The organism is Stenotrophomonas sp. (assembly GCF_050737575.1).
GTDB lineage: Bacteria > Pseudomonadota > Gammaproteobacteria > Xanthomonadales > Xanthomonadaceae > Stenotrophomonas.
Window position 1 is genome coordinate 76,018 of record NZ_JBOHXW010000002.1, and the last position, 17,716, is coordinate 93,733.

Annotated in this window: 16 protein-coding genes; 15 read left to right on the forward strand and 1 reads right to left on the reverse strand. The window is 58.9% G+C overall.

What is annotated here, in order from left to right:
• Position 1: 1 nt before the first annotated feature.
• The 12 genes from ACREP4_RS03570 (at position 2) to ACREP4_RS03625 (ending at position 13,823) form a co-directional block, all read left to right on the forward strand.
• Positions 2-796, forward strand: a complete 795-nt coding sequence (locus tag ACREP4_RS03570; RefSeq protein WP_431594840.1) for an ABC transporter permease — start codon at positions 2-4, stop codon at positions 794-796.
• On the forward strand, positions 786-2,144 hold the full coding sequence (locus ACREP4_RS03575) for an ABC transporter ATP-binding protein (protein WP_431594841.1): 1,359 nt from the start codon (positions 786-788) through the stop codon (positions 2,142-2,144). The genes ACREP4_RS03570 and ACREP4_RS03575 overlap by 11 nt, the downstream gene beginning before the upstream one ends.
• Positions 2,141-6,208: a glycosyltransferase gene (locus tag ACREP4_RS03580; RefSeq protein WP_431594842.1), complete on the forward strand. Its 4,068-nt coding sequence runs from the start codon at positions 2,141-2,143 to the stop codon at positions 6,206-6,208. Before ACREP4_RS03575 ends, ACREP4_RS03580 begins: the two co-directional genes overlap by 4 nt.
• Before the next feature lie 26 nt (positions 6,209-6,234).
• Positions 6,235-7,188 carry a GDP-mannose 4,6-dehydratase gene (locus ACREP4_RS03585; RefSeq protein WP_431594843.1) on the forward strand — a complete coding sequence of 318 codons (954 nt, stop codon included), beginning with the start codon at positions 6,235-6,237 and terminating at the stop codon, positions 7,186-7,188.
• An 89-nt stretch (positions 7,189-7,277) separates the two neighbouring features.
• Entirely contained in the window at positions 7,278-8,213 is a 936-nt protein-coding gene (locus ACREP4_RS03590) for a dehydrogenase (RefSeq protein ID WP_431594844.1), read from the forward strand.
• Entirely contained in the window at positions 8,198-8,797 is a 600-nt protein-coding gene (locus ACREP4_RS03595; protein ID WP_431594845.1) for a D-sedoheptulose-7-phosphate isomerase, read from the forward strand. The genes ACREP4_RS03590 and ACREP4_RS03595 overlap by 16 nt, the downstream gene beginning before the upstream one ends.
• Entirely contained in the window at positions 8,784-9,500 is a 717-nt protein-coding gene (locus tag ACREP4_RS03600; protein WP_431594846.1) for a nucleotidyltransferase family protein, read from the forward strand. Before ACREP4_RS03595 ends, ACREP4_RS03600 begins: the two co-directional genes overlap by 14 nt.
• On the forward strand, positions 9,493-10,083 hold the full coding sequence (locus tag ACREP4_RS03605) for a D-glycero-alpha-D-manno-heptose-1,7-bisphosphate 7-phosphatase (RefSeq protein WP_431594847.1): 591 nt from the start codon (positions 9,493-9,495) through the stop codon (positions 10,081-10,083). The genes ACREP4_RS03600 and ACREP4_RS03605 overlap by 8 nt, the downstream gene beginning before the upstream one ends.
• An 84-nt stretch (positions 10,084-10,167) precedes the next feature.
• Positions 10,168-10,641 (forward strand): hypothetical protein, encoded by a 474-nt coding sequence (locus ACREP4_RS03610; protein ID WP_431594848.1) that lies wholly within the window; start codon positions 10,168-10,170, stop codon positions 10,639-10,641.
• Positions 10,642-10,646: 5 nt separating this feature from the next.
• Positions 10,647-11,672, forward strand: a complete 1,026-nt coding sequence (locus ACREP4_RS03615; RefSeq protein WP_431594849.1) for an acyltransferase family protein — start codon at positions 10,647-10,649, stop codon at positions 11,670-11,672.
• A 35-nt stretch (positions 11,673-11,707) separates the two neighbouring features.
• Entirely contained in the window at positions 11,708-13,459 is a 1,752-nt protein-coding gene (locus ACREP4_RS03620; protein WP_431594850.1) for an LTA synthase family protein, read from the forward strand.
• Positions 13,449-13,823 carry a hypothetical protein gene (locus ACREP4_RS03625; protein ID WP_431594851.1) on the forward strand — a complete coding sequence of 125 codons (375 nt, stop codon included), beginning with the start codon at positions 13,449-13,451 and terminating at the stop codon, positions 13,821-13,823. The genes ACREP4_RS03620 and ACREP4_RS03625 overlap by 11 nt, the downstream gene beginning before the upstream one ends.
• Positions 13,824-13,938: 115 nt before the next feature.
• Here ACREP4_RS03625 and ACREP4_RS03630 read toward each other — a convergent pair whose 3' ends face one another.
• The gene (locus tag ACREP4_RS03630) at positions 13,939-14,346 is read right to left on the reverse strand and encodes a hypothetical protein (protein WP_431594852.1); all 408 of its coding nucleotides are present in this window, start codon (positions 14,344-14,346) and stop codon (positions 13,939-13,941) included.
• A gap of 254 nt (positions 14,347-14,600) precedes the next feature.
• On the opposite strand from ACREP4_RS03630, the gene ACREP4_RS03635 reads away from it, so the two are divergent.
• Genes ACREP4_RS03635 through ACREP4_RS03645 form a run of 3 tightly spaced genes read left to right on the forward strand, consistent with a single transcriptional unit; the run spans position 14,601 to position 17,712 of the window.
• The gene (locus tag ACREP4_RS03635) at positions 14,601-16,406 is read left to right on the forward strand and encodes a hypothetical protein (protein WP_431594853.1); all 1,806 of its coding nucleotides are present in this window, start codon (positions 14,601-14,603) and stop codon (positions 16,404-16,406) included.
• A complete protein-coding gene (locus tag ACREP4_RS03640) occupies positions 16,403-16,867 on the forward strand; it encodes a GtrA family protein (RefSeq protein WP_431594854.1) in 465 nt (154 codons plus the stop codon). Before ACREP4_RS03635 ends, ACREP4_RS03640 begins: the two co-directional genes overlap by 4 nt.
• Positions 16,867-17,712, forward strand: coding sequence for a glycosyltransferase family 2 protein (locus ACREP4_RS03645; protein ID WP_431594855.1), 846 nt, complete (start codon positions 16,867-16,869; stop codon positions 17,710-17,712). The genes ACREP4_RS03640 and ACREP4_RS03645 overlap by 1 nt, the downstream gene beginning before the upstream one ends.
• Positions 17,713-17,716: the final 4 nt, after the last annotated feature.

A 17,716-nucleotide genomic window follows, 5' to 3' on the forward strand; every position in this document is an offset into this window, starting at 1 on the left:
GATGGGAATCCTCTCTGTTTTTGGCAGCAATCGTTCGCTTGCATATGAATTGACCCAGCGTGAAGTGCTTGGTCGGTATCGAGGGGCGAGTTTCGGTCTGCTCTGGTCACTGATCAGCCCATTCCTGATGCTGTTGGTCTATACCCTTGCGTTCGGCTTTATTATGAAAGGCCGGTGGCCGGGCTCTTCCGGTTCGACTACGGACTTCGCTCTTATTCTGTTTGCTGGCCTGACTGTGCATGGCTTCTTTGCGGAGTGTTTTACCCGTGCGCCGCAACTGATCATCAGCAATACGGGTTACGTCAAGCGTGTGGTCTTTCCGCTGGACATTCTGGTCTGGAGCATGACCTTCTCAGCGTTGTTTCATCTCTTGATGAACATGATGGTGCTGTTGCTGCTGTTCTTTCTCGTGAAGGGCGTCATATACCCGACGGCGGCGTTGTTGCCATTAATACTTGTTCCGCTGGTGATTCTCACGGTGGGGGTATGTTGGATGGTTTCCGCGCTGGGTGTTTACCTGCGTGATGTTGGCCAGATTGCAGGCGTCATCGCAGCGGCCATGTTGTTCCTGTCTTCGGCAATCATCCCCGTGGAGTCGGTTCCAGCGAGTTACCGCATTGTGTTCGAGCTCAATCCGTTGACCTTCATCATCAACCAGGTCCGCGAAGTGGTGATCTGGGGGCGCATGCCGGACTGGGTGGGTTTGGGTGTTTACACCGTCATCGCCTGCACCATCGCTGTTCTGGGCTATGCGGTTTTCAAGAAGTTGCGCAGGGGGTTCGCGGATGTCCTCTGAGTTGACTACCACTGAGGCAGTAATCGAGGTCAACGGGGTTGGCAAGTCGTACCACATGTACGAGCGCCCCTCGCACCGTCTGTGGCAAGCACTGCTTGGCAAGCGTACCTCGTTCTACAAGGATTTCTGGGCGCTGCGTGACGTTGATTTTTCGGTCCAGCGTGGGCAGACGATGGGTATCGTCGGACGCAATGGTTCTGGTAAGTCGACCTTGCTGCAGATGATCGCCGGCACTTTGGCGCCGAGCGAAGGCGACATAAAAGTACGTGGCCGTGTCGCAGCATTGCTTGAGCTGGGGAGCGGCTTCAATCCCGAATTCACAGGCCGTGAGAACGTTTATCTGAATGCGACGATCCTTGGCTTGAGCCGAAGCCAGATCGAACAGCGGATGCAGAGCATCCTGGAGTTTGCTGACATCGGTGAGTTCATCGATCAGCCGGTACGCAGCTATTCCAGTGGTATGTCCGTGCGCTTGGCGTTTGCCGTTATCGTCCATGTGGACGCCGACATTCTGATCATCGACGAAGCATTGGCCGTGGGTGATGCGTTTTTCTCGCAGAAGTGCATGCGTTTCCTGCGCGACTTTCAGAAAAAAGGTACGTTGCTGTTCGTTAGTCACGATGCCGCTGCGGTGACCAACCTGTGCGAGCGGGCGGTGTGGTTGGAAAATGGGCGCATGCGGCTATCCGGCACTTCACAGGAAGTGGTGGAAGCCTATATGACCGAGCAGCACGTTCTGGACCGCAAGGGTTCCGGTGAGCAGGACGTAGTGGTTACACGCAAGGTGCGCAGTCGCGCCGAGGACCTGCCGGATTTTCGCCGTCAGGTGATGCGTGAGGGTGGGGTCGAGAACCGCTTGGCAGTGTTCGAATTCAATCCTGACAACGTAGGCCAGGAGTTTGGTGCGCAGGGCGCGAGTATTTTTGACGTGCAGTTGCAGAATGAGCGCGGTGAGCGCGTATCCATCCTCGAGGGTGGTGAGATTGTGCGCCTGCAGGTCCGCGTGGAACTCAAACAATCTTTGGGTAACGTCATCGTTGGTTTCTATGTGAAAGACCGCCTTGGCCAGCGTTTGTTTGGTGACAACAGTTATATTGCCTGCAGGGAAAGCCCTGTGGGTGGCGACGCCGGGGAGCGGTTGTCAGCAAGCTTCGTGTTCCGTATGCCGGTGATGCCATCTGGCTCATACATGATCGACGCCGCCGTAGCTTCGGGCGATCAACACGATCACACGCAACAGCATTGGATCCACGATGCGCTGGAGTTCAGGGCAATGGATGAAACCATGCGCTTCGGCCTCGTTGGAATTCCAATGTTGGAAATTGAAGTCTGCAAGGAGCAGGAATGATCGAGTTTACGGGAGAGCGCTTCGTTCCTACCGAGCACGGAGTGATCCGGCAGGAGCACCTGCATCGTTATGCCTGGTGCTTACCGCTGGCGGAAGGGAAGGATGTGCTGGACGTGGCCAGCGGCGAAGGCTATGGCAGCGCAATGCTCTCGGCGCGTGCGAAGTCAGTGCGTGGTGTGGACATCTCACGGGAGGCGGTCAAACACGCAACCGACCTGTATGTGGGCGGCAAGGACCTGGGTTACGTACAGGGCTCGGCGGCAGCGATTCCCTTTGCCGACAATAGTTTCGATCTGGTGGTCTCTTTCGAGACAATCGAGCATTTGCTGGAACAGCGCGAGATGATGGTCGAGATTCGCCGCGTGCTGCGCCCTCAAGGCATTCTGGTGATGTCTTCTCCGAATAAGGAGGTTTACTCGGACAAGGCCGGTTACCACAACGATTTTCACGTCAAGGAGTTGTACCTTGGCGAGTTTCGGGAACTGCTGCACGAGCAGTTTCCTGCCGTGCGCATTATCGGGCACCGCATGTCGGTAGCTTCGACAATCACCCCCATCGACAATGTGCGCATGCACTCGGAATATCAGGCCGTAACCGAGACGGCCGTTGGCGTCGAGCCCCGTGTGGCGGTGTTGCCTGAGGCCGTGTATTTCATTGCCGTGGCCGCAGCAGAGGAAGCCTTGCTGCCAGACGAAGCGCCGTCCGTGATGTTGGCCGAGGCTGAAGACCTGTACGAGCGACATAGTGAGGTGGCGCGCTGGGCAAAAGCCCAGGACGACGAGATCGCCTCACTGCGGCGTCATGTTTCCAGTCTGCAGCAGGAACTGGAAAGTACTCCGCGTGCGTCCGAAGAAAGTGTAGGGATGCTGCGTGGCGAACTTGAGTCCTCACGTCATGCACTGGAAGTTTGTGGTCAGGCCAACGCGAGCCTGATTACCAGCTTGGAAGCAATCCGTCAGGAATTGGATCTTTCACGCGTTGCTTTGAAGGCCAGTCAGGAGACCAACCTGTCGCTGACCGCAACTGCAGATTCGCTGCGAACAGATATTGAAGCGTCCACGGAAGCCCTGCGTGCAGGCAATCTGATCAGTGCGACGCTGGTGCGGACGTTGGACGCGGTACGTGCGGAGTTGGCCCAGACGCATGAGATGGTGCGGAACGCCGATACCGCACGCGACGCTGCTTTCGTGAAGTCTGAAGAACTGGTGGCTGCGCGCGAGCAAGCCTTGGCCGAGCTTCGCGACGCTGAGTTGAAAGTGGTGGCCGAACGGGAGCAGATGGCAGCCGCTCTGCAGGAGGCCCAGCTGAAGATGGCCGCCGAACGGGAGCAGATGGCAGCCACTCTGCAGGAGGCCCAGCTGAAGATGGCCGCCGAACGGGAGCAGATGGCAACCACTCTGCAGGAGGCCCAGCTGAAGATGGCCGCCGAACGGGAGCAGCTACGAGAGACTTTGCACGAGGCGGAGGAAGAGAATGCCGCGCAACGTGCCGAGGTAGTGGCACAGCTGCAGGAAGGCCAGACGAGGCTTGAGGCTGAAAGGGAGCAACTGCAACTGGCATCTGACGCCAGCGAGCAGTTGCGCGCCAGCCAGGTACTCGCAGCAAGAGATGATGCTGCAGCGGCGTTGCAGCGTCAGGAAAGCATGGGCCGAAGCCTGCTGGCGAGTGAGCTGGATGTGGCTGAGCTCAAAGGCAAACTCGGTCAAAGTCATGCCGAGGTTTCGCGGCTGAGGGTGATCGGCGCAGCACGTGTCGAGCTGGAAAGCCAGCTGGAGGCGTGCCGACAGGAACTGCTGACCAATCGGAAACTGGTCGACCAATTGCTGGCATCCAATTCATGGGTGATGACCCGGCCTTTGCGCTTCGGATCACGGTTGCTGCGTGGGGATTGGGCCGGTGTCACCGCTTCGCTGCGTGCCTCGGGCGTGGCGCAGTGGCCGTTGGTCGCGCCGCTGGTTGTACCGGTCAAGCGTTGGTTGATGCAGCGCAGCCGTGTTCCCGTCCGGCCGGTGGAAGAGCTATCGTTGCCACAGGTGATCGAGGACAGCGGCAATGTTCTTGCTGGCCTGTCGTTTGAGCACTTTGAGTCGCCGTTGGTCACCATCATTGTGCCGACCTATGGCAACTATCCCTATAGTCTGGCCTGCCTGAATTCGATTGCAGTTGCAGGTAGCCAGGTGCCATTTGAAGTGCTTGTGGTGGAGGACGCCTCTGGCGATCCAGAGATCGGCAGGCTCGCCCAGGTACCGGGTCTCCGTTACCACGAGAACGATAAAAACCTCGGATTCCTGATGTCGTGCAATAACGCATCGACAATGGCCCGTGGTCGCTATACCTGCTTCCTGAACAACGATACTGAAGTCACTGCGGGTTGGCTGGAAGCACTGCTTCGAGTGTTCCGTGATGTTCCCGACGCAGGAATGGTCGGTGCCAAACTGGTGTATCCGGACGGACGGCTGCAGGAAGCCGGCGGAATTGTCTGGAGCGACGCGACGGCGTGGAACTGCGGCCGCCTTCAGGATCCATCGCTGGCCCCGTTCAACTATCTGCATGAGGCCGACTACATTTCCGGTGCGGCCATCATGCTGCCCACGGATTTGCTGGCCAGGCTGGGGTGTTTCGATCCGCATTATCTGCCGGCCTACTGCGAAGATACGGATCTGGCGTTCAGAGTGCGCCAGGCCGGCTACAAGGTCTATTACCAGCCTCAGGCTACGGTGGTACACCATGAGGGCATTTCCCACGGTACGGATACCTCATCGGGCATCAAGGCCTATCAGGTGGCCAACCAGGAAAAGCTCCGTGTGCGTTGGGAGCGCACGTTGTCGGAAGGCCACTTTGCCAATGCCGAGCTGCCTTTCCTTGCGCGTGACCGTTCCCAACTGCGTAAAACTGTACTCGTCATCGATCATTACGTCCCGCAGGCTGATCGCGACGCGGGTTCGCGGACCATGTGGCAGTTCATGAACCTGTTCCAGAAGCAGGGAATGTCAGTCAAATTCTGGCCCGACAACCTGTGGTATGACCCCATATACACACCACGTCTTCAGCAGCGCGGCGTTGAAGTCATCTATGGGGCGGAGTATGTCGATGGCTTCGAGCGTTGGATCCAGGAAAATGGAGCCTGCGTTGATTATGTGCTGTTGAGTCGCCCTCACGTTTCGGTGAAGTACATCGAGGCGCTGCGTCGCCATACTCGCGCGCCGCTGCTTTATTACGGACACGACATTCATCATCAGCGCTTGGCCGATCAGCTCAAGCTGGCTCCTGATGCGGGTGTACAGGCAGAAATGGAGTCGATGCGTTCCTTCGAGGAAAGGCTGTGGAAGGAAGTGGACACCATCTACTACCCATCGGACCTTGAAACCTCAAGGGTGGTGCAGTGGCTCGGCGATCATGGCGTGCAGAAAAAGGCATTCACCATTCCGGTCTATGCTTTCGATACCTTCCCGAAGATCGAGCGTAGTGAGATATCCCACCGGCGTGAGCTGCTGTTCGTCGCCGGTTTCAACCACGGCCCCAATGCTGACGCAGCGGTATGGTTCGTAAATGAAGTGCTGCCGCTGATTCATGCCAAGGAACCAACTGCGCACATCAATCTGGTTGGTTCAAATCCGAAACCGGAAGTGTTGGCTTTGGAGGCACCTTCGGTTCACGTGACAGGTTATGTCACCGATGAAGAGTTGGCCTCGCACTATAGCCACAGCCGTGTGGTGGTAGCGCCGCTGCGCTACGGTGGTGGCATGAAGGGGAAAGTGGTCGAGGCAATGCGGTTCGGTTTGCCGGTGGTTACTTCCGCGGCAGGCGCGCAGGGGTTGGCAGCAGCATCGGATTTCATAGCCGTATGCGATGACGCGCAGGCATTTGCCGACGAGGTGCTCAGGCTGATGGAGGACGATGCCCATTGGGCACGGGTCTCCAGTAGTGCCCAGCAGTTCGCGCGCGACAATTTCTCCGAGGATGCTCTGTGGCGCGTGGTCGCCGAAGACGTCGATGCCAGTCAGTACCAAGATGTGGAGGCACGCCGAGAGCGCGTGCGCCAAAACCAGTCAAACGGAAGTTGAGGGGGTAAGTAGTGAAAATACTTGTGATGGGTGCAACCGGATTCGTCGGTAGCTACCTGATGGAACGCGCCATCGCCGAAGGTCATGAGGTCCTGGGTACCAGCTACAACCCAACGATCGAGCCGCGTGATTGGGCCGCCTTCCAGGACCGCGTTGTCCGCTGTGATATCCGCTATCGCGAGCAGACTTCGCAAGTGATTGAATCGTTCCGGCCGGACGTGGTGTACCTGTTGTCGGCACAGAGCTATCCGGCCTTGTCCTGGACAGCGCCGGCCGAGACGCTGGATACCAATGTGGTGGGTACCACCAATGTATTCGAGTCGATCCGTGCCGCAGGGATTGACCCGGTGGTCGTTGTTGCCTGTTCCAGCGCGCAATATGGCGAAGTTGCTGCCGAGGATATTCCGGTCAAGGAATCGCATCCGCTGCGCCCCTTGCATCCCTATGGCATCAGCAAGGTGGCTACCGAGATGCTTGCCCTGCAGTACTGGGCCAACTGGCGTATTCGTAGTGTCTGTGCCCGTATCTTCAATACGACGGGTGCACGCAAGTCCGGTGATGTCTGTGCTGATCTTACCCAGCGCGTGGCGCGGATCGAAGCAGGTCAGATCGCGCCGGTGCTCAAAGTCGGTAACCAGGATACGTGGCGCGCGATCACCGATGTTCGCGATTTGGCGACAGCGTTGGAATTGCTTGCCGCCAAGGGCGAGCCGGGTGAGGTCTACAACATCAGTGGTGCGCGTACTTACCAGATCCGCGACATCGTGGAGCGCGTGGTGGGTGCAGCCCGCGTGCCGGTCAGTGTCGAAACCGACCAGGCACTGCTGCGACCCAGCGACGAGAAGGTGATCTTCGGTGATTCCAGTCGTCTGGTGGAGCGTACTGGCTGGTCTCAGCAGGTGGGGCTGGATGAAACTCTTGCCGACATGCTGGCTTACTGGCGCAGAACCCTTGGCGTAGCACAGGAGCAGGCTTCGTGATCGTCCGCTCGCGCGCACCATTGCGGCTTGGTCTGGCGGGAGGTGGTACCGACGTTTCGCCATTCTGTGACCAGCATGGTGGCTTCGTCATGAACGTGACGATCGACAAGTATGCCTATGCCACGATTGATCCCTCCTGCGGAGAGCTGGTCGAGTTCCAGGCCCTTGATGCTGATGTAAGCGAGAGTTGCGTGGCTTCCGAGGTGGTAGCTTCACCGGGCCCGCTGCAACTGATGAAGGGTGTGTATCTGCACCTGTGTGAGCATCACCTGGGCGGTGAGCGTCCCCTTGTGCGCGTGCGCACGCATTCGGACGCCCCTCCGGGTTCTGGGCTTGGCTCGTCTTCGACCATGGTTGTGGCATTGGTTGCAGCATTTGCCGAGTACTTGTCGTTGCCGTTTGGTGAGTACGAGATTGCGCAATTGGCTTACCAGATCGAGCGCAACGACCTGGGTTTGTCCGGCGGCAAGCAGGATCAGTACGCAGCTGCCTTTGGTGGTTTCAATTTCATGGAGTTCTACGCGGAGGATCGAGTCATCGTCAATCCACTGCGTATCAAGGACTGGATCTGGGCAGAGCTGGAATCGAGCCTGGTCCTGTACTTCACCGGCGTATCGCGGGCTTCGGCGAAGATCATTGATGAGCAGTCGCGCAACATCAAGGAAGGCCGCAGCGACTCGCTGGATGCGATGCATCGTTTGAAGGTCGAGGCAACGCAAATGAAGGAGTCGTTGCTGCGAGGCGATCTCGGACGGTTCGCCGAGGTCATGCAGTCCGGCTGGCAGGCCAAGAAGCAGAGCGCTTCGAGCATCACCAATCCGATGATCGATGAGATCGAGGAACTCGCATTCGCCAACGGCGCACGAGCAGCCAAGGTTTCCGGTGCCGGCGGCGGTGGCTTCATGATGTTTGTCTGCGATCCGGCCGATCGACTCCGTCTGGTACGCGCACTCAGTGGCGCCGGCGGAACTGTCTACGATACTCACTTTACGCACCACGGAGCTTCATCATGGAAACTGGGATGAACCAATTCATTGGCACCGAATTCGCCAAGGCACAGGAAAATTTCCGCAGGATGGCTGAGGATGCCGCCCTGCAGCAGCAGATCGTCGATGCGGTTCAGTTGTGCGTTGCCGCGTTGCGTGCAGGCAAGAAGATCTTTTTCGCCGGCAATGGTGGCAGCGCCGCAGATGCCCAGCATTGGGCTGGCGAACTGGTGTCGCGTTTCTACTACGACCGCCCTGGTCTCGCAGCGATCGCGTTGACGACCGATACATCGATCCTCACGGCGATCGGCAACGACTACGGTTACGACTACACGTTCGCGCGCCAGATTGAGGCCTTGGGCCAGGCCGGTGATGTGTTTGTCGCCATCTCCACCTCTGGCCGCTCCAAGAACATCATGCGTGCAATTCAGGTGGCCAACGATCGTGACATTGCCGTGATTGGCTTCACAGGCCAAGGTGGCGGAGATATGTTGGCTCAATCCCGCATTTGCTTCCGCATTCCGTCGGATGAAACGCCACGCATCCAGGAAGGACACGAGTTCATCGGCCACCTTTTGTGTGCGTTGATCGAAAGCGAGATGTTCCCACGTGAAGCCAATTGAAGAAGCTGTGATTCTCGCAGGCGGGTTGGGTACCCGCCTGCGATCGGTGGTCAGTGATGTTCCCAAGCCGCTGGCGCCGGTTGCCGGCCGGCCATTCTTGGCTTGGCTGCTTGATCGCCTGGCTGAGCAGGGAGTACGACGTACCGTTCTTGCCACGGGCTATCTGTCGCAAAAAATAGAAGCGGCGATCGGCAAAAACTGGCAGGGTATGGACATCGCTTATTCCGTCGAGCATGAGCCACTGGGCACGGGCGGGGCGTTGATGCAGGCGGTCAAGCACCTGCAAGGGCAGGTTGTGCACGTCAGCAATGGGGACACCTATCTGCATTATTCGTTGCGCGACCTGCAGCAGGTCACCGAAGCCCAGGGGGCGTTGGCCGGCATGGCGCTGGCCAGCGTCGCAGATACTGCGCGCTATGGCGCGGTGACGGTACAGCAAGGGCGTGTGCTCTCCTTCCAGGAGAAGGGACAGGTTGGTCCAGGCTACATCAACGCTGGCAGCTATTACCTGTCCAGGGAAGGTCTGGCGGCATTGCATGAACATGCCAGTGCTGGGGCTTTCTCGTTGGAAACGGCATTTTTGCATCCGTTGGCCAGCGCAGGTGGTCTGGCCGCAACCGTGGATACGTCCGGTTTCATCGACATCGGCGTGCCGGAAGATTATGCGCTGGCGCAGACCTGGTTCGAGACGCCCCGTGTCTGATTCCCCGGATGTTCGAGCCCCGGGGGATTGGGTCGTTGTCGGGCCGGGCGCTGTGACGTCAGGAGTTGTTGTTGAACTTCGCAGGGCGTTGTTCCTGGACCGCGATGGTGTGATAAACACCGATCACGGCTATGTGCATACGCCGGGAAAGACAGAATGGGTGCCGGGAATCTTTGAACTATGTCGCGCTGCACAGGAGATGGGGTTTGCTCTGGTGGTTGTAACCAATCAGGCCGGAATCGGTCGTGGTTACTACAGTGATGCACAGTTCCGTGGGTACACGACATGGGTGCACAGGCAGTTTCAGGAGCGGGGTGCGTCGATTCTGGCGACCTACTATTGTCCAGAGCATCCGGATGCAACGTTGCCTGTTTACCGGACTGACAGCGGGTATCGTAAGCCGCAGCCGGGGATGTTGCTGCAGGCCGCGCGGGATTGGCAGTTGGACTTGCCGGGTTCTGTGCTTGTCGGCGACCAGCCCACGGATATCGAGGCGGCGCGGCGTGCGGGGCTTGGAAGGGCGTTCCGTGTTGATGAAAGTTCGTTTACCGACGTAGCGGCGTGGATGCGCCGTTGTTTCTGAATTGACCAGCATGAGGCCGCTCCGTGCCCGGGATTCGGGGCAAGTCAGAAGCTGGCGTTTTGCAATGCATATTGAGGTGGTTCTATGAGTGATTTTTGCCGTTGGCGTGCCGTACGTCACGTCAGCGTTGGCATTGCCGCTGCGTTGGTCGTCGCGGGCTGCTGTGACCAAAATGCCATTGATGAATGCCGGAAGCAGGAGCGGCAAGCCGCTGCCATGGAGGCTGCCGGAATCACACCATTTCTTGCCGAAGTAAATGGCGGGTCGCGAGTCGATATCAATAGCGATGTCCAGACCGCGCGTTGCCACGGTGGCAGATCGCGCAATGCGGAAGTAAAGCTGACCTGGCAGGTCATTGATCCTGAGATAACAGGGGTCCGAATCAAAGTCGGCAGCGCCGGCGCGGAGCCCAAAGTCTGGATGGAGTCGGGCGCAGCTGGCGAGGGTGTGACAGGGCCATGGATCGATGAAGGATCACGCCTTATCTTCGAAGACCAGAAGACCGGCGAAGTGCTCGCTGAAGTGATCGGCAGTTCTCTGCCCTGCAAGGGAGGGTGAGCGCTGTGAAGCTGCCCAAACTTGGCTTTGGTACCTGCCGCCTGATTCTGGCGTCGATGGTTGCCATGTCCCACCTCTGGGACGGAATGATTCAAGGCTATGCTGCGTACGCGGTCTGGGCATTTTTCGTGCTCAGTGGCTTCCTGATGACCCTTGTGCTTACCACGCGATACGGGTTCGACGGCGTGGGGCTGCGCGCATACGCTTTCAATCGTTTCATGCGTATTTTCCCGCTGTACTGGATCGCTGCGGCAGTCGGCCTGGTGACGCTCTGGTTTTCATTTCAGCGAGGCATTGATCTACGACAGATCAATGCGGAGTTCTACTGGCCCGGCAGCGCCGAGCAATGGCTTCATGTCGTCAGCCTGTTTCCAGGCTTCCAGCGCGGTGGATTGCCCGTGCCGGTCTCGAATGCTCTGGCAATCGAGGTGGGCTTCTACATGTTGCTGCCGTTCATGGCGCGCGCACGCAGTACGGCCTGGTTGGCATTGCTGGTAGGTATCATTTTGAATCTGCGTATTGGCATTGTCGGTGACACGTTCGGCGAGCGCTACGCAACATTCCTTCCCTGCATCCTGCCCTTTGCTGCGGGTGCGCTTGCCTGTCACTATCGTGAAGCGCTATCGCGCTTCAGCATGCCGCTGACCAGCGTGTTGGTGTGGCTGCTGTATGGCTTGACCTGGCTGGTCGCACCGAACTGGCCTTGGACCTTTGGGCTCTACGTTTCTGTCCTTCTGTCTGTCTGGATGGTGGTCTCTCTACACCGTCAGCCCTCTAGTGCGGCTGACCGGCTGCTTGGTGACATGAGCTATCCCGTTTATCTGTTCCACACGACGGTGGCAGCTTGGTTCCTCTGCCCCTGCGACAGCTCACGTCCGCTGGATTTCTTCTTCAAGGCGTTCGCAGTGACACTGGTGTTGTCGTTGGTGATCGTCTACGTGATTGACCGCCCATTGGCCAAGCTGAAGTTGAAGGCTCCCCGCGACCGCGCGGTGGTCGGACACTCAGGCCCAGCACCGGAGAGCAGGTAATGCTGCGGAACATATACCTGTCCTGGTCAATGGTCGTGTTGGCCGTTCTGCTCTGGTGTTCGTATCCGGCCGTTTTGTGGTGGCTCGATCGTGGCGCATTGATGGTGGCTGCCGATACGTACACTAGCCTCTCCAACGCTTTCGTCAATGCATTGCCGGGTTTGGCTGTAGCGTTGCTGATCGCGGCGATAACCCGTCGCTTCGTGTTCCCGATTCTGCTGGTTGGTTTGCTGCAGCTGGTCATCTATATCGCCTCGAAGCTGAAGCTCTCCATCCTTGGGAGTCCATTCGAGCTACAGGACTTCTATTTCCTCACCGCCATCAACAAAGCGTCCATTGAGCTTTTCTCGGTCTACCTTGATAAGCCTGGGGCGGCATTGGCGATTGCCGTTGCGGTTGTACTGGGACTGGTTATCGCCGCGGTCCTGGAGCGTCCTCGCATGCGTTGGCTCGGGCGACGACAGGGGGGGCTGTTCGCCATATCGCTTCTTGCGCTTGTTTCGCTCTATGCAGCCGGATGGCCATGGACCAGGGTGTATAACTCCGAGGAAATGCGCCCGTCTCCGTTGAGCAAGGCTCCTGCGGTTCCTGCGGTTCTTCGCTCGGGCTTGTTCAGCACGCTGGTGTTCAAGTATCTGCAGAAGAGCAATATGCACTTCACGGTCGATGCTGCCGCATTGAATGAGGCAGTCGCGCTGCTGCCGCCCAAGCTGGAGCCGCAGGCTCCGGCTGCTGGACAACGGCCGGACGTCATCGTGATTCTGAGTGAGTCCTTCATGGACCCACGCATCATTGCGGAGATGGGTAGCGTCAGGGATCCGATACCTGCGACGCGTCGTTATCTGGAGTCGGGCCAAGGCGGTGCCTTGAGGGTACCTACCTATGGTGGTGGTACCGTCCGCACGGAGTTCGAGGTGCTGACCGGCATGCCTGTTGCAGCCTTCCCCGAAGTGAGTTTCCCGTATGTGGATCTGGATGTTAAACCCTTGCCGAGTCTGCCGGGCTACCTGAAGGGACTCGGCTACGATACGCTGGCAATCCACGGGAATTCGGGTTCTTTCTGGGAGCGCACCAAGACCTACGCGGCGATGGGTATCAACAGATTCCTGGATTCGCGCGATTTCCGCGAAAAAAATCGCCCTAAAGATGGTATGTGGTTCTCGGACCAGGGCATGACCGATTCGATTATTGAAGAACTCGAGGATGCCACTGTCCCGACATTCGTCATGGCGGTCAGCATGGAGAATCATGGCCCATATAATCACGGCGACCCGGGAATTCCGTTCGCCAACCCTCAGCGGCGTGACGCGGTTGACCTGCCGCCGGTACTGACTGGCAACGGTCGCGTGGAATTGCAGAACTACCTGTATCACCTTGAACAGGGGGATGATCAATTGCAGCGCTTGGTACATGCGCTGGATGATCGAAAGCGCCCCTATGTTCTGGCATTCTTCGGCGATCACCTGCCGGCCATGGCCAGTACCTGGGAGCAACTGCAGTTTGTCGACGGCAAGGCTGCATGGCAGCAGTCCACACCTTGGTTGCTTGTCAGCTCCAATGGGCGTTCTTCTGGCCAGGGGCGTGTAATCCATTCCTGGCAGTTGCCCGCGGAAGTCCTCGACATTGCCGGCCTGAAAGGTGATGACTACTTTGATCTGGTATTTGCGTTGGGGCGTCGCATTGAAGGTGAAGCAGATCCGGCTGTGCGGCAACGACTACATGACGGTCTTTCTTCCGCAGCCAATGCCCGCATCAGCGGAAAGAGGTTGTCCGATCATGTCAAGTAAACACGTTGCAGCACGTAGAAGCTGTTCCAGGACGATCGGGTTGTGCTGCCTGATCGCGCTCGCAGGGTGCAGCCAGCGGCCATCGGCCACGCTTGAGATCGAACCTGCGGTGGCACGTCGTTGTGATGTTCCGGTGCCGGTCACGGTCAGTTGGGATGCATCGCCGCTTGGGCTGGCCTGGGCTCAGATCGAGGTCAACGGGGTCGGACTAAAGCCCAAGGTTTGGACGGCCGGACCGAGCAAAGGTTCGCAGCAGACGGGAGCATGGGCCGAAGACGGATTCACGGTGACCTTGAGGGCAATGAATGGTGTTGAGCTTGCCCGCCGTACATTGACCACCGTGCCCTGCGACAGCAACGACTGATCAGCCAGGTTACTGTGTCCACCTGATGTGCCGAAGACGTGTCGGCGCATGTGTGAAACAGAAGAGGGAGCGTTCTCACGCTCCCTCTTCTGTAACCAAGCATGATCTGAATGTATTACGGGCTGCAGGCCGGGCCGCCGATGGTGACCTTTTCCAGTTCGGTGTCGTCGGCACCATTCTTCAGGGTGAAAACCGCGCCCGGGCGTACCCACGGGCCGGTGGCCTGCTTGCCGGTGGCGGCACTGTGGACAAACACGCGATCACCGCTGTAAACCTTCACGGTCTTGATCTCCGGATGCGTGGTGAACACGTTCCAGTGCAGTGTGACGACCGCAGGATTGCAGTCCGGCAGGACGGCCGGTTCAGCGCGAATCAGGGTGGTGGCCGGCGCTTCAACCTGGGCAGTCGCCGGTGCAGCCGTCGGAGCCGGAGCGCTACCGTCAGTCTGGTCGCTAGGCGCCGGGCCGCTGCAAGCGCCCAGCAGCAAGGCAAACGGGACAGCAATGAGGGTGATCTTCTTCATGGGTCAGTGATTATCTAGAGGGATGGGTGCTGCTGATGGGTGCTGCTTTCAGCGCCATTATAGTCAGTGCGGGGGCGAACGGAATGGCCCGCACAGACGCCATCGCAGGCAGGGGGCGAATGGGCGTAAAAGGGCGCCTCCTGTCGGTTCCAGTCCGGTCCGGCATGCGTCAGCGTACTGCTAACATACACGGGCCGCCCCGTTGGGGCGCCATCTGCGTTTCCCCATAAACATGACGTGACGAGGAGCTTGGCTTGGGCAGGATCGGCGACATTGCAGAGACAATCGATGTAAGAAGCAGCCGTACCCAGCTTGCCATTGGCCTGATCGCGGTTCTGGTTATTTTCATCATCCAGCAGGTTTTGCTTTCGCGAGCCGAGCCGGACGCGCTCTACATGGACTCATTGCGGCTTCTGGCGCAGTTGCAGGACTGGGAGCAGGGAAAGCTGTCGACGTTGGCGTTCTGGGGCCAAGCGTCTGCTCACCGTGGTTTCATCAATCAGGCATTCCTGCTTGCCAATGTGGAATGGTTTGGCCTGGATGTCATGCTCGCGACGCGTCTGACAACGCTGGTCATACTCGTCGTTTCGGTACTGCTGGTGGTCGCTTGGAATCGTGATGCCCGCGAGCAGGCGCTGTCGACCCAGCGACCGATCGGAATGCTTCAGCTGGTGATCACGCTGGCGTTCGCTGCGCTGTGCTTCAGCTGGGCGGGCGTTGAGGTCCTTACCCTGGACCTCGGGCTGCCACTCTGGATTAAGAACCTGTGCTTTGTCCTGTTCTTCATCGGCCACGCGTGGTTGCTGAGTGGAACCTGCAGCCGCGCAGGTGTTCTGCAGCTGGCCCTGTCCGTGGCGGCTCCGCTCATCGTTCTGCTGGTCGGAATGGGCTGGAACCACGCGTTTGTGCTGTCCACGGCATTGGTACAACTCTTTGCTTTCCTGCCACAGTGGCAGCAGCCTGGTCGTTGGCGGGGCCTGTTGCCGGTTGCTGCGCTGCTGGTCTCGATCGCGCTGTATGTGGGATCTGGGCAAGTTGTGAGTACCGACATGGACTCGGCACGCATTTCCCTGACCAGTTCGACCGCGTTGCTTCCGTTCTACGCATTGGGGACGACGTTTGGTGGTCACGAGGCACTTCTGCGCGGCGGAAAGCCTTATGAGCTGCTTCTGATGCTTGGCGTTATCGTCATTGCTGCAGGTAGCATTGCGCTGTGGAGCTGGCTACGTCGAGGCGCACCTGGATCCCGTCTCCCTGTTTACCTGGTGCTGTATGGCGGCCTGGTTGCCGTGGCGGTAGCGGTAGCCCGTGGTGTCGACGGGCCAGGTGCGGTGATTGCTTCCCGCTACTACATGGATTTCGTCCTGTTGATGGTAGGTGTGCTCTGGCTGGCTTCCCGTGAAGTCGCCGCAGCGCCACGGCCGATACATGGATGGGCCAATGTAGCCCTTGGGGGACTACTGTCCATCGTTGCGCTGGGTCATGCGTGGACATACTTGCATGAATGGCGCGCTGGGCCCTTCCGCGCGTTGATCTTCGATGCGATGAATGAGGCAAGCTTGAAGGGTGTACCCGATGAGGAGTCGGCACGCTTGCTTCAGTCTCCCCTTGCTGATGCGCGGCGTGGTATCGATGTGATGCGGGAGCGGCGATTGGCGCTCTATGGAGCTGTTCCGGCCGGCTATTGTCAGGCAAGCAAGGTCAAGTACGGGGCTGGCTGGAACAACGAGGAGCCGCAGGGACGCTGGAGCACCGATGCGGCCGAAATCTTCCTTCCGCGTTGTGAATGCAGTTTTGTCGCCGACGTATATTTGCCTGCACAGATGACGTCCCGCGAGGTGCGGATTATCGGTAGTGACGGTGTCCAACGCGTTGCCCATGTACAGCCTGGCCGATCGACCCGCATCGAGCTGGGGCCAAGCGTCGCCGAAGGTGGAGTGCGCATGCAGGTCTCCCCGTCCACCGTACCGAGCCGCGATCTGCATGGGAGCTCAGATCAGCGCGTTCTTGGTGTGATGGTCGACAGCATCTCGGTCGCCTGCGACGGCGTTGACGGATGAGTGAACCGCGCGACGATGGCCTCGCCGGTGTCGGTGCCGACGGCCAGGCACGTCCGCCGGGTCCGCTGCAACGCCTGATCCGTGATCAGCGGGTGTTGTTCCTGCTGGTGGGCGGTGCCAACACCGCCTTCAGCACGGCGCTTTTCGCCGCTCTTGTACTGCTGCTGGGGCCGGCTGTGCCGTCGGCGGTGAGTCTGACGATCGCCTGGGTGGTGTCGCTGCTGCTGGTGTTCAATGTGTACCGGCACCTGGTGTTCCGGGTCAGCGGCAACACGCTGCGCGACTTCCTGCGCTTCGTCAGCGTCAACCTCATGTCGTTCCTGTTCAACGTCGGTGCACTGACCCTGCTGGTGGAAGTGGCAGGACTGCCTGCCATTCCCGTACAGATTGTCATCACAATCGCCGTGGTGGTTTTCAACTATTTTGGCCACAAGTACTTTTCATTCCGCAGGAAGCAGTAATGACCGAGCAAAGTAGGGTGCCCCGTGTTTCGGTGGTCATTCCCGCCTATAACAATGCGCGTGACATAGACGCGGCGATCAACTCGGTACTTGCGCAGGACTACGAAGACTTCGAATTGGTCGTGGCAGACCACGCCTCGGTTGACGGCACAGGCGCGCTGCTGGAGCGCTATCGTGACGTGCCAAAAGTGCGGGTGTTGCCGCCGACCCCGGCCGGTGGCGGCGCGTTGGCGAATTGGAATCGGGTGAGCGAGCATGCGCGCGGTGAACTGCTCAAGCTGGTTTGCGGTGATGACCTGATCGCGCCGGACGCTTTGCGTAGGCAGGTTGGAGCTTTCGACGCGCATCCCGACGTGGTGCTGGTCGCAGCGCGTCGGAATCTGATCGATGCCAATGGCAAGCAGTTAATGGCAGCGCGTGGGTTGGGCGGTCTCTCCGGTTGCGTTGATGGACGCGTGGCAGCAAAAGCGAGCATCCTGGCCGGTACGAATATCTTTGGGGAGCCGGGCTGCGTAATGCTGCGGCGTGAACTGCTTGTGGCCGAAGGTGGCTGGGACAGTCGCTTCCCGTACCTGATTGATCAGGCTACTTACAGCCGGGTGATGGTGCACGGCAATGTGGTGGCTTTGCCTGAGGTATTGGCCAGTTTTCGCATCAGTGCGGGGCAATGGAGCGTACGTCTGACAAAACAGCAGTCGCAGCAGGCGACCGCGTTTCATGAAGACTTCGCAGCCAGCCACCCTGGTTTGCTGAGTGCTGCCGAATTGCGCCGGGGAAACCGGCGCGCCCGCTGGATGGCCCACGTGCGCCGTTTCGCCTACATGTGGTTGCGGCGACGGATGTAACAGT

Coding starts and splice junctions, on each gene's coding strand:
- ACREP4_RS03570 (WP_431594840.1), top strand. CDS start 2: ATGGGAATCCTCTCTGTTTTTGGCAGCAATCGTTCGCTTGCATATGAA.
- ACREP4_RS03575 (WP_431594841.1), top strand. CDS start 786: ATGTCCTCTGAGTTGACTACCACTGAGGCAGTAATCGAGGTCAACGGG.
- ACREP4_RS03580 (WP_431594842.1), top strand. CDS start 2,141: ATGATCGAGTTTACGGGAGAGCGCTTCGTTCCTACCGAGCACGGAGTG.
- ACREP4_RS03585 (WP_431594843.1), top strand. CDS start 6,235: ATGGGTGCAACCGGATTCGTCGGTAGCTACCTGATGGAACGCGCCATC.
- ACREP4_RS03590 (WP_431594844.1), top strand. CDS start 7,278: ATGAACGTGACGATCGACAAGTATGCCTATGCCACGATTGATCCCTCC.
- ACREP4_RS03595 (WP_431594845.1), top strand. CDS start 8,198: ATGGAAACTGGGATGAACCAATTCATTGGCACCGAATTCGCCAAGGCA.
- ACREP4_RS03610 (WP_431594848.1), top strand. CDS start 10,168: ATGAGTGATTTTTGCCGTTGGCGTGCCGTACGTCACGTCAGCGTTGGC.
- ACREP4_RS03625 (WP_431594851.1), top strand. CDS start 13,449: ATGTCAAGTAAACACGTTGCAGCACGTAGAAGCTGTTCCAGGACGATC.
- ACREP4_RS03630 (WP_431594852.1), bottom strand. CDS start 14,346: ATGAAGAAGATCACCCTCATTGCTGTCCCGTTTGCCTTGCTGCTGGGC.
- ACREP4_RS03640 (WP_431594854.1), top strand. CDS start 16,403: ATGAGTGAACCGCGCGACGATGGCCTCGCCGGTGTCGGTGCCGACGGC.
- ACREP4_RS03645 (WP_431594855.1), top strand. CDS start 16,867: ATGACCGAGCAAAGTAGGGTGCCCCGTGTTTCGGTGGTCATTCCCGCC.